At 64.0% G+C, this 13,702-nt stretch carries 15 protein-coding genes; 8 read left to right on the forward strand and 7 right to left on the reverse strand.

Features of this window, described 5'->3' with window-relative positions; translation table 11 throughout:
* The first annotated feature begins 230 nt into the window (after positions 1 to 230).
* Positions 231 to 956 (forward strand): carbonic anhydrase, encoded by a 726-nt coding sequence (locus G572_RS0100960; RefSeq protein ID WP_029056891.1) that lies wholly within the window; start codon positions 231 to 233, stop codon positions 954 to 956.
* A gap of 48 nt (positions 957 to 1,004) precedes the next feature.
* On the opposite strand, the gene G572_RS0100965 is transcribed toward G572_RS0100960, so the two are convergent.
* Complete coding sequence (locus G572_RS0100965) at positions 1,005 to 3,047, reverse strand: M3 family metallopeptidase (protein ID WP_029056892.1); 2,043 nt, start codon at positions 3,045 to 3,047, stop codon at positions 1,005 to 1,007.
* A gap of 86 nt (positions 3,048 to 3,133) precedes the next feature.
* Positions 3,134 to 4,066 carry an AEC family transporter gene (locus tag G572_RS0100970; protein ID WP_029056893.1) on the reverse strand — a complete coding sequence of 311 codons (933 nt, stop codon included), beginning with the start codon at positions 4,064 to 4,066 and terminating at the stop codon, positions 3,134 to 3,136.
* A 128-nt stretch (positions 4,067 to 4,194) separates the two neighbouring features.
* Between G572_RS0100970 and G572_RS0100975 the strand changes: the two genes are divergently transcribed.
* Complete coding sequence (locus G572_RS0100975; protein ID WP_156884438.1) at positions 4,195 to 4,518, forward strand: hypothetical protein; 324 nt, start codon at positions 4,195 to 4,197, stop codon at positions 4,516 to 4,518.
* A 7-nt stretch (positions 4,519 to 4,525) separates the two neighbouring features.
* Here G572_RS0100975 and G572_RS0100980 read toward each other — a convergent pair whose 3' ends face one another.
* From G572_RS0100980 to uvrA, 4 genes are all read right to left on the reverse strand, one after another.
* On the reverse strand, positions 4,526 to 5,134 hold the full coding sequence (locus G572_RS0100980) for a pyridoxamine 5'-phosphate oxidase family protein (RefSeq protein ID WP_029056895.1): 609 nt from the start codon (positions 5,132 to 5,134) through the stop codon (positions 4,526 to 4,528).
* 434 nt (positions 5,135 to 5,568) lie between these two features.
* Positions 5,569 to 5,718 (reverse strand): DUF1127 domain-containing protein, encoded by a 150-nt coding sequence (locus G572_RS25775; RefSeq protein ID WP_084649885.1) that lies wholly within the window; start codon positions 5,716 to 5,718, stop codon positions 5,569 to 5,571.
* Positions 5,719 to 6,058: 340 nt separating this feature from the next.
* A complete protein-coding gene (locus G572_RS25780; protein ID WP_084649886.1) occupies positions 6,059 to 6,208 on the reverse strand; it encodes a DUF1127 domain-containing protein in 150 nt (49 codons plus the stop codon).
* A gap of 288 nt (positions 6,209 to 6,496) precedes the next feature.
* Complete coding sequence (gene uvrA / locus G572_RS0100995; RefSeq protein ID WP_051241402.1) at positions 6,497 to 9,463, reverse strand: excinuclease ABC subunit UvrA; 2,967 nt, start codon at positions 9,461 to 9,463, stop codon at positions 6,497 to 6,499.
* Between the two features lie 419 nt (positions 9,464 to 9,882).
* On the opposite strand from uvrA, the gene G572_RS0101000 reads away from it, so the two are divergent.
* Genes G572_RS0101000 through G572_RS0101010 form a run of 3 tightly spaced genes read left to right on the forward strand, consistent with a single transcriptional unit; the run spans position 9,883 to position 11,359 of the window.
* Positions 9,883 to 10,428, forward strand: a complete 546-nt coding sequence (locus G572_RS0101000) for a single-stranded DNA-binding protein (RefSeq protein ID WP_029056897.1) — start codon at positions 9,883 to 9,885, stop codon at positions 10,426 to 10,428.
* A gap of 2 nt (positions 10,429 to 10,430) precedes the next feature.
* Positions 10,431 to 10,964 carry a mismatch-specific DNA-glycosylase gene (locus G572_RS0101005; RefSeq protein WP_037544989.1) on the forward strand — a complete coding sequence of 178 codons (534 nt, stop codon included), beginning with the start codon at positions 10,431 to 10,433 and terminating at the stop codon, positions 10,962 to 10,964.
* Positions 10,961 to 11,359 (forward strand): DUF2306 domain-containing protein, encoded by a 399-nt coding sequence (locus G572_RS0101010; RefSeq protein WP_029056899.1) that lies wholly within the window; start codon positions 10,961 to 10,963, stop codon positions 11,357 to 11,359. Before G572_RS0101005 ends, G572_RS0101010 begins: the two co-directional genes overlap by 4 nt.
* Positions 11,360 to 11,371: 12 nt before the next feature.
* On the opposite strand, the gene G572_RS0101015 is transcribed toward G572_RS0101010, so the two are convergent.
* The gene (locus G572_RS0101015; protein WP_029056900.1) at positions 11,372 to 12,331 is read right to left on the reverse strand and encodes a cation diffusion facilitator family transporter; all 960 of its coding nucleotides are present in this window, start codon (positions 12,329 to 12,331) and stop codon (positions 11,372 to 11,374) included.
* A 133-nt stretch (positions 12,332 to 12,464) separates the two neighbouring features.
* Between G572_RS0101015 and G572_RS0101020 the strand changes: the two genes are divergently transcribed.
* The 3 genes from G572_RS0101020 to G572_RS0101030 are packed head-to-tail and all read left to right on the forward strand — an operon-like array spanning position 12,465 to position 13,694.
* Positions 12,465 to 12,851 (forward strand): hypothetical protein, encoded by a 387-nt coding sequence (locus G572_RS0101020; RefSeq protein ID WP_037544992.1) that lies wholly within the window; start codon positions 12,465 to 12,467, stop codon positions 12,849 to 12,851.
* Positions 12,852 to 12,867: 16 nt separating this feature from the next.
* Complete coding sequence (locus G572_RS21900; protein ID WP_037544995.1) at positions 12,868 to 13,113, forward strand: DUF5993 family protein; 246 nt, start codon at positions 12,868 to 12,870, stop codon at positions 13,111 to 13,113.
* 11 nt (positions 13,114 to 13,124) lie between these two features.
* The gene (locus G572_RS0101030) at positions 13,125 to 13,694 is read left to right on the forward strand and encodes a disulfide bond formation protein B (RefSeq protein ID WP_029056902.1); all 570 of its coding nucleotides are present in this window, start codon (positions 13,125 to 13,127) and stop codon (positions 13,692 to 13,694) included.
* Positions 13,695 to 13,702: the final 8 nt, after the last annotated feature.

A 13,702-nucleotide genomic window follows, 5' to 3' on the forward strand; every position in this document is an offset into this window, starting at 1 on the left:
GAAATTCCGCTCAATCAGCGGTTTAGATGATTGCAATACCAAAATTCCTGATAAAGACTTTGGCACGGTAAAACAGCGTGCATATCGCGCGACCGTACATTCATTGCCGCATGACCACGGCTTCACGGTGGTCTGCGGTCGCGGGGCCGGCACGGCCGGCCGCCCGTCGCATGCCGATTTCCGGAACCTCCGGTAAGGCCAAAGCGATGACGTACAAGGATAGTCTTTTTATGTGCAACGATCATTCGTCCGACATGACGCGCCGTGGCCTGCTCGGTTTCGGTGCGGCCGCCGCCTCGACCGCTTTCGCCGGTGGCTTTGCCCTCCCTGGTCAAGCCTTCGCGGACGAAGCACCGGCCGCGCCCAATGATATCGATCCCGACAAGGCGCTCACACGTCTTCTGGATGGCAATGCGCGCTATGTCGCCAATACCTCGACGAACACGGATTTCTCGGCAGGGCGGCTCGCGCGCGCCGGGGTTCAGTATCCGTTCGCAGGTCTGCTGTCCTGCGCCGATTCCCGCGTGGCACCGGAACTCGTCTTTGATCAGGGTCCGGGTGATCTTTTCGTTCTGCGGGTTGCCGGAAACTTCGTCGACATGAACGGGCTGGCGAGCATCGAGTTCGGCGTGGCGGTCCTCGGCATTCCGCTTCTTGTCGTGCTTGGACACACCAATTGCGGCGCCATTTCCGCCACGATCGATGTCATCGAGAACGGCACGGAGCTGCCGGGCCATCTGCCCGATCTTGTTGGCGCTCTCAAGCCCGGCGTGGAACGGGCGCTTGCGGAGAAGCCGGCCAATCCGCTGGAGGCATCCACCCGCGAAAACGTGCTCTACAACGTCGAAAAGCTGAAGGCTGCGACGCCCATCGTCTCCGAAGCGGTCGCCGAGGGGCGGGTGAAGGTTGTCGGCGCTGTCTACGACATTGCGACCGGCAAGGTTGAATTTCTCTGATTTGATTTCGGCGGCGCGCGACCTGCGCGCCGCCGACGATCCGTCTCTTCAGGCAAAACCGCGCTTTTTGAGCAGGGCGCTTGTGTTCGGCAGCGCGCCGCGAAAAGCGATGTAGGCGTCCTTCGGGTCCTGGCGTCCCCCGGTGGAATAGATGTGCGCCAAAAGCCGTGCGGCCGTCCCTGGATCGAATATGTCTCCCGCTTCCTCGAAGGCGGTGAAGGCGTCGGCGTCCATCACTTCCGACCACATGTAGCTGTAGTATCCCGATGCGTAGTTTTCGCCCGAAAACACATGGGCGAAATGCGTCGGCCGATGCCGCATGGCGATCTGCGCAGGCATGTCGAGCCGGGTCAGCGTTCCGCTTTCCAGCGCTGTTACATCGGTCATTTCAGCAGGTGCCGTATGCGCGTCGAGATCGAACAGCGCCGAGGCGAGATACTCCACTGTCTCGAAGCCCGAATTGAAGGTCCGCGCGGCCAGAACGCGCTCAAGCAGATCGTCGGGCATCGGCTCTCCCGTCTCCACATGCACCGCGAAGCGCTGCAGGATCTCGGGCTGATCGAGCCAATGCTCGTAGAGTTGCGACGGCAGCTCAACGAAATCGCGCGACACCGACGTTCCCGACAGGACCGGATGGGTGACGTTCGACAGCAGACCGTGCAGCGCATGACCGAATTCGTGGAACAGCGTGTGCGCGTCGTCGAAGGTCAGAAGGGTTTGCTGACCCTTCGGCGCCTTGGCAAAATTCATCACGTTGACGATGATCGGGAGAATGTCGCCGGCGAGTTTCTGCTGCTTGCGGAATGCACTCATCCACGCACCAGAGCGCTTCGGGGCGCGGGCGAAGTAATCGCCGAGAAAGAGCCCGATGTCCTTGCCGTCTCGGTCGCGAACCGAAAAGGCGCGGACGTCCGGATGATAAAGATCCAGTCCCCTTTGCTCCTCGAAGGTCAGTCCGAACAGGCGGGTCGCCGTGTCGAACGCGGCCTCGATCATGGAGTCGAGCTGGAGGTACGGCTTCAGGTCCGCTTCGTCGATGGCATGGTCACGCTGGCGCGCGCGCTCCGCATAGAACCGCCAGTCCCAGGGCGCGATCTCGATGTTGTCGCCATCCTGAGCGGCGAGTTCCTGGAGGGTCTGCGCCTCGTCGCGGGCCTTGGTGAGCGCATGCGTCCACATGCTTTCCAGCAGGTCGCGCACCGCTTCCGGGGTCTTGGCCATGCTGTCGTCGAGTTTGTAGTCGGCAAAATTCTCGTGTCCGAGCAGTTGCGCGCGCTCGCGCCGCAGGGCCAGGGTTCGCGCGATAATCTCGCGGTTGTCGGTGTCACCGCCGTTTTCGCCCCTGGCGCTCCAGGCCTTGAACGCGTGCTCGCGCAGGTCGCGCCGGGTGGAGAATTGCAGGAACGGTTCGATCAGTGAGCGCGACAGCGTAATGACGTGGCGGCCCGAAAGCCCGCGCTCTTCGGCCGCCTCCGCTGCGGCCTCCCGCAGGAAGGACGGCAAGCCGGCGAGGTCTTCCTCGCCCTCCAGCACGAGGTGATAGGCGGCCTCGTCGGCCAGGATATTCTGCGAAAATCGCGTGCCGAGGACAGCCAGTTCCTGCGTGATGACGCTCATGCGCGCGCGGTCATCCGCGTCCAGCCCCGCCCCGGCGCGCTGAAACATTGCGTAATAGCGCTCCAGCACGCGCGCCTGTTCCATGTCGAGATCCAGCCGGTCGCGCGTCTCCCAGAGACGCTCGATACGCGCGAACAGCGCCTGGTTGAGGAGCGTCTCGCTCGCGTGCCGGGCGAGCTTCGGTGCGAGCTCCCGCTCGATTGCCTGCAGGTCCGGCGAGGTGTTGGCGCTTGTCAGGTTGAAGAAGGTCGACGCGACCCGCGTCAGCCGTTCGCCGGAAAGCTCCAGAGCCGCGACGGTGTTGTCGAAGGTGGCCGGTGTTTCCGCATTTGCGATTGCCTCGATCTCGGCACGCGCCTCTGCGAGCGCCGTCTCGAAGGCGGGCAGGTAATGCGCGGGTTCGAGACGCGAAAACGGTGGCAGTCCGTAGGGACCGGTCCAGGGGGTGAGAAGCGGGTTTTGCGGATCGCGCATGGATCTTCCTTGGAACGATGAGACACGGGCAGTGGAGGGCGCCCGCAAGGCAAGTCAAAGGGATATGGGTCGCACGGCAGGGTTTGTCAGCCCTTGGCCGCCATGACCGCAAACGAAACGGTGACCACGCCAAGCGCCGTGGAGAGGAGGATCGCCGTCGAAAGCCTCTGGACCAGAACGCCGTATTGCTCGGCGATCACAAAGACATTGCCGGCGATCGGCATCGCCGCAATCACCATGAAGAGACCCGTTTGCAGGGCATCCAGTCCAAAGAATTGGGCAAGCGCATAGATCAGCGCCGGGTGGACGAGAAGCTTGAGTGCAACCAGAATTGCGATGGCCCGGCCGTCCCCCCCGACATGTCGTTCCGCCAGCGAAACGCCAAGGGAAAACAATGCAGTGGCGCCGGCGGCATTGCCGAGGAACACGAAGAACCGGTCGACCGGAGCTGCCAGCGTCAGGCCGGAGAGCGACAATGCGCCGCCGGCGGCCATCGCCAGGATGAAGGGATTGACGAGCACGCCGCGCGCGACGCCGGCCAGCATTCGGGTCGTGCCACCGCTCTTGCCGCTGCTCCATTCCAGCAGGCCGATGGACAGCGGGATCAGCACCGTGAGATCGATGATCAGCGCGATCGCGATCGGCGGCGCTGCGATGTCGCCGAAGGCCGCCAGCATCAAGGGCAGCGCCAGAAAGCCGATGTTTCCAACGGAGGCCGCCTGGCCCGCCAGCGCCATTTCGGCCAGCGGCGCGGCAAAGGCGACCCGCATCACCGCCATCGCCAGCGCGAAGGCAAGGAATCCGGCCAGTCCCCAGACGATGATGGCAGGGCCGTCGAAGGCGGAGGAGATGTCCTGACGTCCCAGCGCCCGGATGATCAGCGCCGGCATCGCGAAATAGAAGACGAAGACATTGAGACTGCGCACCGCGCCGTCCGGCATCCAGCCCTTTCGTGCGGCAAAGAACCCGAGCGCGACCACGGCAAAGAACGGGCCGGTGAGGGAAAGCGTCAGGAGCATGCGTGTCGGATCCGGTTTTCGTGGCCCGTGCGCGCGGGAAAGGGAACGGGCGATTCGTAGACTTCGACGAACAATGGAAAACCAGCGTTAACACATTCGACCCTAGACTGACCGTCATGTCGGCACTCATGACGTCAATCGCGGGCCTCAAGGGCGCGCAGGACCGTTTCGAAACCTCCGCGCGCCGCATCGTCGCGGCCGGGGCGGAGGCCGGAAATCGTCTGGCGCAAACAGCGCAGGGCTCCTCCGGGGCGGGCGTCCAGGCCACCGATGGCCCGGAGCCGGTACGCGGCGCCCGCGCCATCGGTTTTTCGCCGGACATGGCCGGCGCTATGGTCGACATGATGCAGGCGGAAAACGCCTTCAGTGCGAATGCGGCGGTTGCGGGCCGGATCTCCGACATGCAGAAAGCCTATCTCGACGTGCTTGGCAGCACCCGCAAGGAACGGTGAGGCGGTCTCAGGGCGCGAGCCAGCATCCCGTCCAGTCGCCTGCGCCCCGTTCGAAGCGCGCCCGAGCGTGGCCTCTGGCCGCGAGATAGAGCCACTCCATTTTCATTACCTCGGCCATCAGCACGGCAAAATTCGCCCGTCCCTCGTCCAGGCGCTCCGGAGCGTAGACAGCGGCACCGGGCGCGGGGATTTCGGTGCCGGGACCGGTCTCGATCTGGTAACAGGCACGGCTCATCGCGCGTGTCTCCGACCAGGCGCGCTCGGCCGTTTCGCCATCGCCGAGAACGGTCATCCTGCAGGTCAATCTGAGCTGAATTTTGCAATTCGAATCGTAGATTTCGCAAAATCCGTTCGGATTCTGCGAAACCTGATCGACTTTCCCGCTTCGAATGTCCGTGTGGAACCGCAGCGTCAAGGGCGATGTCTCCACGCCCCTGAGAACCATTGTGCGGACATCCGGTGCGCCCTGAGGGGTGACCGTTGCAAGCGCCGGTGTGTGAAACGCTGAACGCCGGTTGCGCACGCCATCGCTGAGCCGCTTGAAGATCTCTTCAAGGGTCAGATCCAGATCGTCGTAAAAGGCGGGAAACGGCGGTTTTTCGGCGGAAATCGGCATGCGGGATCTCAGGACTGCAAATGACGAAGAGCGCGGCTGCGACCTTTGAGTCATGCGGCAGATCGGGAGAGACGGCAAGATGTTGGGGAGACGGCTTAAAAAACGAACGCCCACCGGAGGGAGGAGGACCGGTGGGCGTCGTTTTCTAATGTGACCGGCATCGGGAGGAGAAATGCCGGTCGGGTCGGACCCGAGGCGCTGGGAGGAGGTGCGCCCGAACCCGATGAGCAACATATGGGTGACTCGCGCAGGCAATTCCAGAGCTGTTCCTGCATAGCTGACCCGCGACAAGCGGGCAGCAATTCAATTTCGTGAATGTTGCACTGCATGCAACCACAACGTGCTGTTTCAAATAGCAAAAAGCGCCACACGATCAAGTCGGGCGGCGCTTTTTTGAGCACATATAGAGCGACCCGAAGAAGGGCCGCGACAGATTAGCGCATGTTGCGGCGGGCAATGAAATCGATGTCGCCGCGGCCGATGCCGAGGTCGTTCAGTTCACGGTTCGAAAGCCGGGACAGTTCGTCATAGGTGCGGCGGTACGACTGCCAGGAATGATATTTGCGCACGAGAGTGTCGAGCATGGGAAACTCCATCATCGGGATCTGGGGTAAGGCGTGCCACCCGGTGCATGTTGCGCCGCAGCACGTCTCTCTGGCTTTGATATGGGGTGAGTCCGTCGCGGCGAAATGCGCTCTTTCGGCATGACCGCCATGCAGATTATGCAAGCCGGAAGACACCCGGTTTGCGCAGTCGGTCAGCAAGGGCGCCGCAGCTCGCGAGGCTCGTAAAACATGCGAACGCCCGCCGGAGGGAGGAGGACCGGCGGGCGACGCAAAGGTCGGACGGGATTGGGAGGAGGAGGTCCCGCCCGAACACGCCAAAGAGACAGGGGAGGAGGTCTATCTCTTTGATCGTGAGCTGTTATCGGCTAGCGCGACGGGCGACGAAGGAGATGTCGCCGCGAGCGATGCCGAGATCGTCAAGCTCGCGCGTGGACAGGCGCGACAGCTCTGAGACGGTGGTCTGGTAAGTCCGCCAGCTGCGGTACTTGCGTGCAAGTGAGTCAAACATGTTGGCCTCGATGGGGTGGTGAGCAAGTGCCCGGCTGTGCCGTTGGCGCCGCCCGAATTCGATGACCTTGAAGTAGGTTTTTCGCGCGATGATAAAAAGTGCATTGTTTGCATGGCTGGCGTGCGGATTGTGCATTGCACCATCCCGGAGCGACACGCCCAGGCGCGGCGCGCATGCCCAGCCGGCGGACGGCGGGCGGAAACCCGGGAGTCTCGCCGTTTCAACCGGAATCCCGGCCAAATCCGCCGCGCCGGTCCGCCGCGCCGGTTGCCTGTTTTTCCGGCCTTGCTATTCGGCCGCGCTCAACCTGTGTGCCGGCCGACGTTCAAGCACCTCGCGCAGGAACCGGCCGGTGTAGCTTTCCGGCGTCTCGACGATGGTTTCCGGAGGACCTTCGGCGACGATCATGCCGCCGCCATCGCCACCCTCCGGGCCAAGATCGACGATCCAGTCGGCCGTCTTGATGACCTCGAGATTGTGCTCGATGACAAGCACCGTATTGCCCTGGTCGGCCAGCTCGTGCAGCACCTCCAGAAGCTTGGCGACATCGTGGAAATGCAGTCCCGTGGTCGGCTCGTCGAGAATGTAGAGCGTGCGTCCGGTGGCGCGTTTGGCGAGTTCCTTGGCAAGCTTCACGCGCTGTGCCTCGCCGCCCGACAGTGTCGTCGCCTGCTGGCCGACCTTGATATAGCCGAGACCGACGCGGGCGAGCGTTTCCAGCTTGTCGCGCACCGACGGCACGGCGGAAAAGAAGCGCGCGCCTTCCTCCACCGTCATGTCGAGAACATCGGCGATGGACTTGCCCTTGAACTCGACCTCGAGCGTCTCGCGATTGTAGCGTTTGCCCTTGCATACGTCGCAGGTGACATAGACGTCCGGCAGGAAGTGCATCTCGATCTTGATGACGCCGTCGCCCTGACAGGCCTCGCAACGCCCGCCCTTGACGTTGAAGGAGAAGCGCCCCGGCGCATAGCCGCGCGTTTTCGCTTCCGGCAGACCGGCGAACCACTCGCGGATCGGCGTGAAGGCGCCGGTGTAGGTTGCCGGGTTGGAGCGCGGCGTGCGCCCGATCGGCGACTGGTCGATGTCGATCACCTTGTCGAGGAACTCCAGCCCCTCGATGTGATCGTGCGGCGCCGGATTGTCGCGTGCGCCGTTGAGCCTGCGCGCGGCCGCCTTGTAGAGCGTGTCGATCAGGAAGGTCGACTTGCCGCCGCCCGACACGCCGGTGATGCAGGTGAAGGTGCCAAGCGGAATGTCCGCCGTGACATCCTTGAGATTGTTGCCGCGCGCGCCCGACACGCGAATGCGGCGGGTCTTGGAGACCGGACGCCGCTCCGCCGGCATCGGAATGTCCATCTTGCCGGAGAGATATTGTCCGGTGAGCGAGGCATCCGACGCCAGAATGTCGGCGGGCGCTCCTTGCGCGATGATCTCGCCGCCGTGAATGCCGGCGCCGGGACCGATGTCGACCACATGATCGGCGGTCAGGATCGCGTCCTCGTCGTGCTCCACGACGATCACCGTGTTGCCGAGGTCGCGCAGATGCTTGAGCGTGTCGAGCAGGCGCGCGTTGTCGCGCTGGTGCAGGCCGATGGACGGTTCGTCCAGAACGTAGAGCACGCCGGTGAGGCCGGATCCGATCTGCGAGGCAAGACGGATGCGCTGGCTTTCGCCGCCCGACAGCGTGCCGGAATTGCGCGACAGCGACAGATAGTCGAGCCCGACGTCATTGAGGAACTTCAACCGCTCGCGGATTTCCTTGAGAATGCGCACGGCGATGGTGGTCTGTTTGTCGGTGAGATGCGCGGGAAGCGCCTCGAACCAGTCGCCCGCCTCGCGGATCGAAAGTTTCGCAATGTCGCCGATATGACGCTCGGCGATGCGCACCGCCAGCGCCTCGGGCTTCAGACGGTTGCCGTTGCAGGCCGGGCAGGGCCGGTCGGACTGGTAGCGCGACAGCTCTTCGCGCACCCATTCGGAATCGGTCTCGCGCCAGCGCCGCTCGATGTTGCCGACGACGCCCTCGAAGGTCTTGGCCGTCCGGTAGCTGCGCACGCCGTCGTCATAGGTGAACTCGATCTTCTCGCGTCCCGAGCCGAAGAGGATCGTGTCCTTGACCTCGTCGGGCAGCTCCGCCCAGGGCGTGGTCATGGATGCCTTGAAATGCCGGGAAATCGCTTCCAGCGTCTGTGCGTAATAGGGCGAGGTCGAACCGGTTTTCGCCCAGGGCAGCACCGCTCCCTGGCGCAGGCTGAGCGTGTGGTCGGGCACGACCAGTTCCGGCTCGAACGCCAGTGTGGTGCCCAGTCCGTCGCAGGTCGGGCAGGCGCCAAAGGGGTTGTTGAAGGAAAACAGCCGGGGCTCGATCTCGGAGATCGTGAAGCCGGAAACCGGGCAGGCGAATTTCTGCGAGAAGACGACGCGTTCGTGCGTCTCGTTGCGGTTTTGCAGGACCGCGTCGCCCGCGGGCTCCGGCAGCGGCTTGTCCGCCAGTTCCGCGATTGCGATCCCGTCGGCGAGGCCCAGCGCCGTTTCCAGCGAATCCGCCAACCGTCCGCCGATGTCCTCGCGCACCACGATCCGGTCGACCACGACGTCAATGTCGTGCTTCAGCTTCTTGTCGAGCGCGGGCGCATCCGGAATTTCATGGAATTCGCCGTCGATCTTGACGCGCTGGAAACCCTTTTTCATCAATTCGGCGAGTTCCTTGCGGTACTCGCCCTTGCGTCCGCGCACGATGGGCGCCAGCAGATAAAGCCGCGTGCCTTCCTCAAGCGCGAGCACCCGGTCGACCATCTGGGACACCGTCTGGCTCTCGATCGGCAGGCCGGTTGCCGGCGAATAGGGAACACCGATACGCGCGAACAGCAGGCGCAGGTAGTCGTAGATCTCGGTGACGGTGCCGACCGTGGAGCGCGGGTTCTTCGACGTCGTCTTTTGCTCGATGGAAATCGCCGGCGACAGGCCGTCGATCTGGTCGACATCCGGCTTTTGCATCATCTCGAGGAACTGGCGCGCGTAAGCCGAGAGGCTCTCGACATAGCGGCGCTGGCCTTCCGCATAGATGGTGTCGAAGGCCAGCGACGACTTGCCGGAGCCGGACAGGCCGGTCATCACGATCAGCTTGTCGCGCGGCAGCTCGACATCGACATTCTTGAGATTGTGCTCGCGCGCGCCCCGAACGGTGATCAGGCGCCGGTCCGCGGGCGGCGGCGTGATGGAGGAGGGGGCGGTCGAACGCTTCTTGGCCATGGATGGGTCCCTGGTGGCAGTGCCGAGTGTGATGTGTCGCACGATGCGCGAACGGTCTTGCGACGACGTGATCCGCCCCGAATGGGATGCGGATACGCCGTTCATTCCGGAAAGAGCTTACGCGGGCGGGAGCGAACCCGATTGCGTGAACATAAAAGGAACATGATCCGGCGCGCAAGCCCGTCGGCGGGAACGTGGCGTCATGTCGCCTCGCAGTCATCTGGGGCTTTTAACCGGACTTGCCAAGGATTCCATGTTTTCTCGCTTGTTTCGTGGCTCGGGATATGGAACGAATACGGAACATTCGTATTGAATGGCCTTGCGATTGTGGAAAAGCCGCAGATTGGCCCGGCACCGCCGGGCGCTTGCGCCTATGGTCGGGGCCAACAGGCAGACAGCACAGATTTGAGGAGACGAGGATGTCGGGAAGCGTCAACAAGGTGATCCTGGTCGGCAATCTGGGTGCCGATCCGGAAGTCCGGCGGATGCAGGACGGGCGCCCCGTGGTGAACTTGCGTCTGGCAACCTCGGAAAACTGGCGGGACAAGAACTCCGGCGAGCGCCGTGAGCGCACGGAGTGGCACCGCGTTGTGATCTTCAGCGAGGGTCTTGCCAAGGTCGCGGAAAACTATCTGCGCAAAGGCTCGAAGGTCTACATCGAGGGTCAGTTGCAGACCCGCAAGTGGCAGGACCAGTCCGGCCAGGAACGCTACAGCACCGAGGTCGTGCTTCAGGGCTTCAACGCCACGCTCACCATGCTCGACGGCCGCGGTGAGGGCGGCGGAGGCGGCGGTCGCTCCGGCGGTGGCGGCGGATACGTCGAGCAGGGCGGAGGCGGCTACGACCAGGGCGGCGGTTACGACCAGGGCGGACCGTCGGGTGGCGGATCCTCCTCCGGCGGCGGACAGCGCGGCGGCTTCGGCGGCGGCGGTGGCGGCGACATGGACGACGAAATTCCGTTTTGACGATGAACGCGCGCGAGACAGATGCGTCGCGCGCGCCCGTCCTGCCCGATGTCTTGCAGCCGGGCCTGGACGTCGTCTTTTGCGGAACCGGCGCCGGGCGCCGGTCCGCCGAAGTCGGGGCCTATTACGCCGGACCGGGCAACCGGTTCTGGCGGACCCTGGCCGAGATCGGTTTGACACCGCGTCTGTTTTCTCCGCAAGAATTCCGCGAATTGCCGGCATTCGGGATCGGTCTCACCGATATCGCTAAGCAGCATGTCGGTCCCGATCATGACATCGATCCCGCGCGCAGCGATGCGGACGGTCTGAAAGCACGCATTGCAGCCGCAGCGCCCGGCGTACTTGCCTTCACCAGCAAACGCGCCGCGGCGCTGTATTTCGGCTGCCCGACCCGCGATCTGGCCTATGGCCTTCAAGGTCCAAAGATCGAAACCACCCGCATCCACGTGCTGCCATCGCCGTCAGGGGCCGCGCGCGGCTTTTGGTCGATCGATCCATGGGCGGCGCTCGCGCGTGCAACACGGGGAGCGTCATGACGCTCGCGCCTTTGGTGAATGCCTCGCCTGCCATCCAGTTGCATGCCGTTGCAGCCCTGATTTCACTGGCCTTGACGCCCCTTCAGCTTGCAGGCGGGAAGGGCACGGCAGCCCACAGGCTCCTCGGCTATGGCTGGGTGACAGCGATGGGGATCGTCGCGGTCTCGTCGCTCTGGATCCACACGATGCCCGTGCTCGGACCTTTCAGCGGCATTCACCTGTTGTCTGTCTGGGTGATCGCGATGCTGCCCGTTGCCGTCCTGTCCGCCCGCAAGGGGCAGATCCGGCGGCATCGAAACGCCATGATCTCATTCGTCATCGGCGCGCTCGGGATTGCCGGCGCCTTCACGCTCCTTCCCGGTCGCATCCTGCATCAGGTGCTGTTCGGTTTGTGATTCGCCGCCGCTCTATGTCCCGGCATCGTCGTGCCTGCGGCCGGCTTCCAGCATCTCCTTGTGGTGCCGCGTCGCCTGCACCTCGATGAACACCCGGCGCACGATGGGGAATCGGTTCTTGATCGAGACCTCGAGCGCGTAAATCGCTTCCTCGACCTTGCCGACGGTCAGATTGTCCTCGAAGTCGATGGAGAGTGCCAGCAGCACGTCCTGCGGGCCGCGGTGCAGCGTGCGGATTTCGTTCATCCGCGACACCGTCGGCGTCGCCTCGACCAGACCCCGGATGATTTCCACCGTTTCCGGATCGGCCCCCTCGCCGACGAGCAGGCTCTTGGTCTCATAGGCCAGAAAGGCGGCCGTCAGGGCGAGGATCACGCCGATCGTCACGGAGGCGGCACCGTCGAGCCAGGGAAGGCCGAGGTATTGCACGCCCAGCAACCCCAGGAGCGCCACGATGAGGCCCGCCATGGCGGCGGTGTCCTCGAAGAGAACGGTGAACACCGCCGGATCCTTGCTTTCGCGCACCGCCTGCAGGATGCCGCGTTGCCCGCGCACGCGGTCGAACTCCTTGTAGGCGATCCACCAGGCGACGGATTCGAACACGATGGCCAGGCCCAACACCACATAGGCAATGATCGGCGAGGTGATCGGATGCGGATTCAGGATCTTCTGGACACCTTCGTAGATCGAGATGCCGGAGCCGACGGCGAAGATCAGGATCGCCACGACGAAGGCCCAGAAATAAAGCTCCACCCCGTAGCCGAAGGGGTGCTTTTCGTCGGCCGGCTTGTCCGCCTTCTTCAGGCCGTAGAGGAGAAGCCCTTGGTTCCCGGTGTCGACCAGCGAGTGGATGCCTTCCGACAGCATCGCCGAGGAGCCGGTGTAGGCGGCCGCGAAAAACTTCGTGATCGCGATCAGGCCGTTGCCGACAAGTGCGGCATAAATGACTTTCTTCGAGCCGGTGGCGGCCATGCGTGGCGTCCCCTGTCTAACACGTGAAGCGCCGTACGGGCGCGGGCGGTGACGCGCTTGTGACTCGCGCGTCCGTGCCGTGAGCGGTAGTCAAGGCCGAGACACCTGTCAAAATCAACCCGGGAGATCGACCATGCCGAGGAAACTCGATTTCAGCGCAGCATTCCTCGCCGCGCTGGTTGTCCTGTCCCTGGGGCTTCCGGAGGCCTCGACGGCGGGCGAGGCCGATGTCGTTGCGGTCGACGCGCGACAGGCCGGCGACGGCACCTGGCGCTTCGACGTCACCCTCGCCCACGCCGACGCGGGCTGGGACCACTACGCCGACCTGTGGGAGGTCGTCGCGCCCGACGGAACCGTGCTCGGAAAACGGGTGCTGGCCCATCCGCATGTCGACGAACAGCCCTTCACCCGATCCCTTTCGGGCGTGGAGATACCCGAAGGCATCGATACGGTGGACATCCGCGCCCGCGACAGCGTTCACGGCTTTGGCGGACGAACGATGAGCGTCGTCCTCGACTGACGCGCCAAAGGGCGGTATGAAAACGGCAACGGACGCCGAGGGGCCGCAAGAGCGGACCCCGAGCGCGCGTCCGGCCAGCTCCTGCCCCAAGGTCTGTGACCCGATGTATCTGACTGCGCTTTTCCTTCTGTTGACAGCGACGCTCGTCGTGGCCGCGCGCGGCTCCAGGCCTGCCGCGCTTGGCCTTGCAACCGTCAGCTTCATTGTTGCCGTCGGCGTCTATTTTCATCACGCCTCCGACGCGCTCCCGCTGTCGTTTTGAAAGGTCTTGCAATGATTTCCCACAAGACCGAGGGTCTTCTCAACGTCGCCGCGCTCTTTGCTATTTCCGCCGTCTTGCTGGTGGCCTTCGCGGATCAGATTTTCGGCGGCGAGTTGCCCTGTCCGCTGTGCCTGCTGCAACGCGCGGGGTTTCTGTTGCTGGCCATCGGTCCGGTGCTCACGGTCGCGCGCGGACCGCATCCCGCGCACTACGGCATCACGGTGCTTGCGGGGCTGGCCGGCGCGGGGTTCGCGATGCGTCAGGTCCTTTTGCACATCGAGCCGGGCGATGCCGGCTTCGGCGCGCCCTTCCTCGGGCTGCATTTCTACACCTGGGCGTTCATCGTGTTCGTGGTGGCGATTGCCGCCAGCGCGGCAATGATGCTCCTGCGCGATCCCGCGCCCGCCGAGGCACGCGATCCCCGTGACCGGGCCGCATGGCCGGCCTTCGGCACCCTTGCCGTGGCGCTCATCGTGCTGCTTGCTGCCGCCAATACCCTGTCGACCGTTCTGGAATGCGGCGCCGAGACCTGCCCCGACGATCCCGTCGTCTACCAGTTGCTGAACGCACCGGGGTCCTGATCCGGTCC

The organism is Stappia stellulata DSM 5886 (assembly GCF_000423705.1).
Taxonomy (GTDB): domain Bacteria; phylum Pseudomonadota; class Alphaproteobacteria; order Rhizobiales; family Stappiaceae; genus Stappia; species Stappia stellulata.

What these genes read in the sequence shown, in the direction of transcription:
- G572_RS0100970 (WP_029056893.1), bottom strand. Translation starts at nt 4,066, where the DNA reads ATGCTCCTGACGCTTTCCCTCACCGGCCCGTTCTTTGCCGTGGTCGCG.
- uvrA (WP_051241402.1), bottom strand. Translation starts at nt 9,463, where the DNA reads ATGGCCAAGAAGCGTTCGACCGCCCCCTCCTCCATCACGCCGCCGCCC.
- G572_RS0101005 (WP_037544989.1), top strand. Translation starts at nt 10,431, where the DNA reads ATGAACGCGCGCGAGACAGATGCGTCGCGCGCGCCCGTCCTGCCCGAT.
- G572_RS0100980 (WP_029056895.1), bottom strand. Translation starts at nt 5,134, where the DNA reads ATGCCGATTTCCGCCGAAAAACCGCCGTTTCCCGCCTTTTACGACGAT.
- G572_RS0101020 (WP_037544992.1), top strand. Translation starts at nt 12,465, where the DNA reads ATGCCGAGGAAACTCGATTTCAGCGCAGCATTCCTCGCCGCGCTGGTT.
- G572_RS25780 (WP_084649886.1), bottom strand. Translation starts at nt 6,208, where the DNA reads ATGTTTGACTCACTTGCACGCAAGTACCGCAGCTGGCGGACTTACCAG.
- G572_RS25775 (WP_084649885.1), bottom strand. Translation starts at nt 5,718, where the DNA reads ATGCTCGACACTCTCGTGCGCAAATATCATTCCTGGCAGTCGTACCGC.
- G572_RS0101010 (WP_029056899.1), top strand. Translation starts at nt 10,961, where the DNA reads ATGACGCTCGCGCCTTTGGTGAATGCCTCGCCTGCCATCCAGTTGCAT.
- G572_RS0100975 (WP_156884438.1), top strand. Translation starts at nt 4,195, where the DNA reads ATGACGTCAATCGCGGGCCTCAAGGGCGCGCAGGACCGTTTCGAAACC.
- G572_RS0101030 (WP_029056902.1), top strand. Translation starts at nt 13,125, where the DNA reads ATGATTTCCCACAAGACCGAGGGTCTTCTCAACGTCGCCGCGCTCTTT.
- G572_RS0100960 (WP_029056891.1), top strand. Translation starts at nt 231, where the DNA reads ATGTGCAACGATCATTCGTCCGACATGACGCGCCGTGGCCTGCTCGGT.
- G572_RS21900 (WP_037544995.1), top strand. Translation starts at nt 12,868, where the DNA reads ATGAAAACGGCAACGGACGCCGAGGGGCCGCAAGAGCGGACCCCGAGC.
- G572_RS0101015 (WP_029056900.1), bottom strand. Translation starts at nt 12,331, where the DNA reads ATGGCCGCCACCGGCTCGAAGAAAGTCATTTATGCCGCACTTGTCGGC.
- G572_RS0100965 (WP_029056892.1), bottom strand. Translation starts at nt 3,047, where the DNA reads ATGCGCGATCCGCAAAACCCGCTTCTCACCCCCTGGACCGGTCCCTAC.
- G572_RS0101000 (WP_029056897.1), top strand. Translation starts at nt 9,883, where the DNA reads ATGTCGGGAAGCGTCAACAAGGTGATCCTGGTCGGCAATCTGGGTGCC.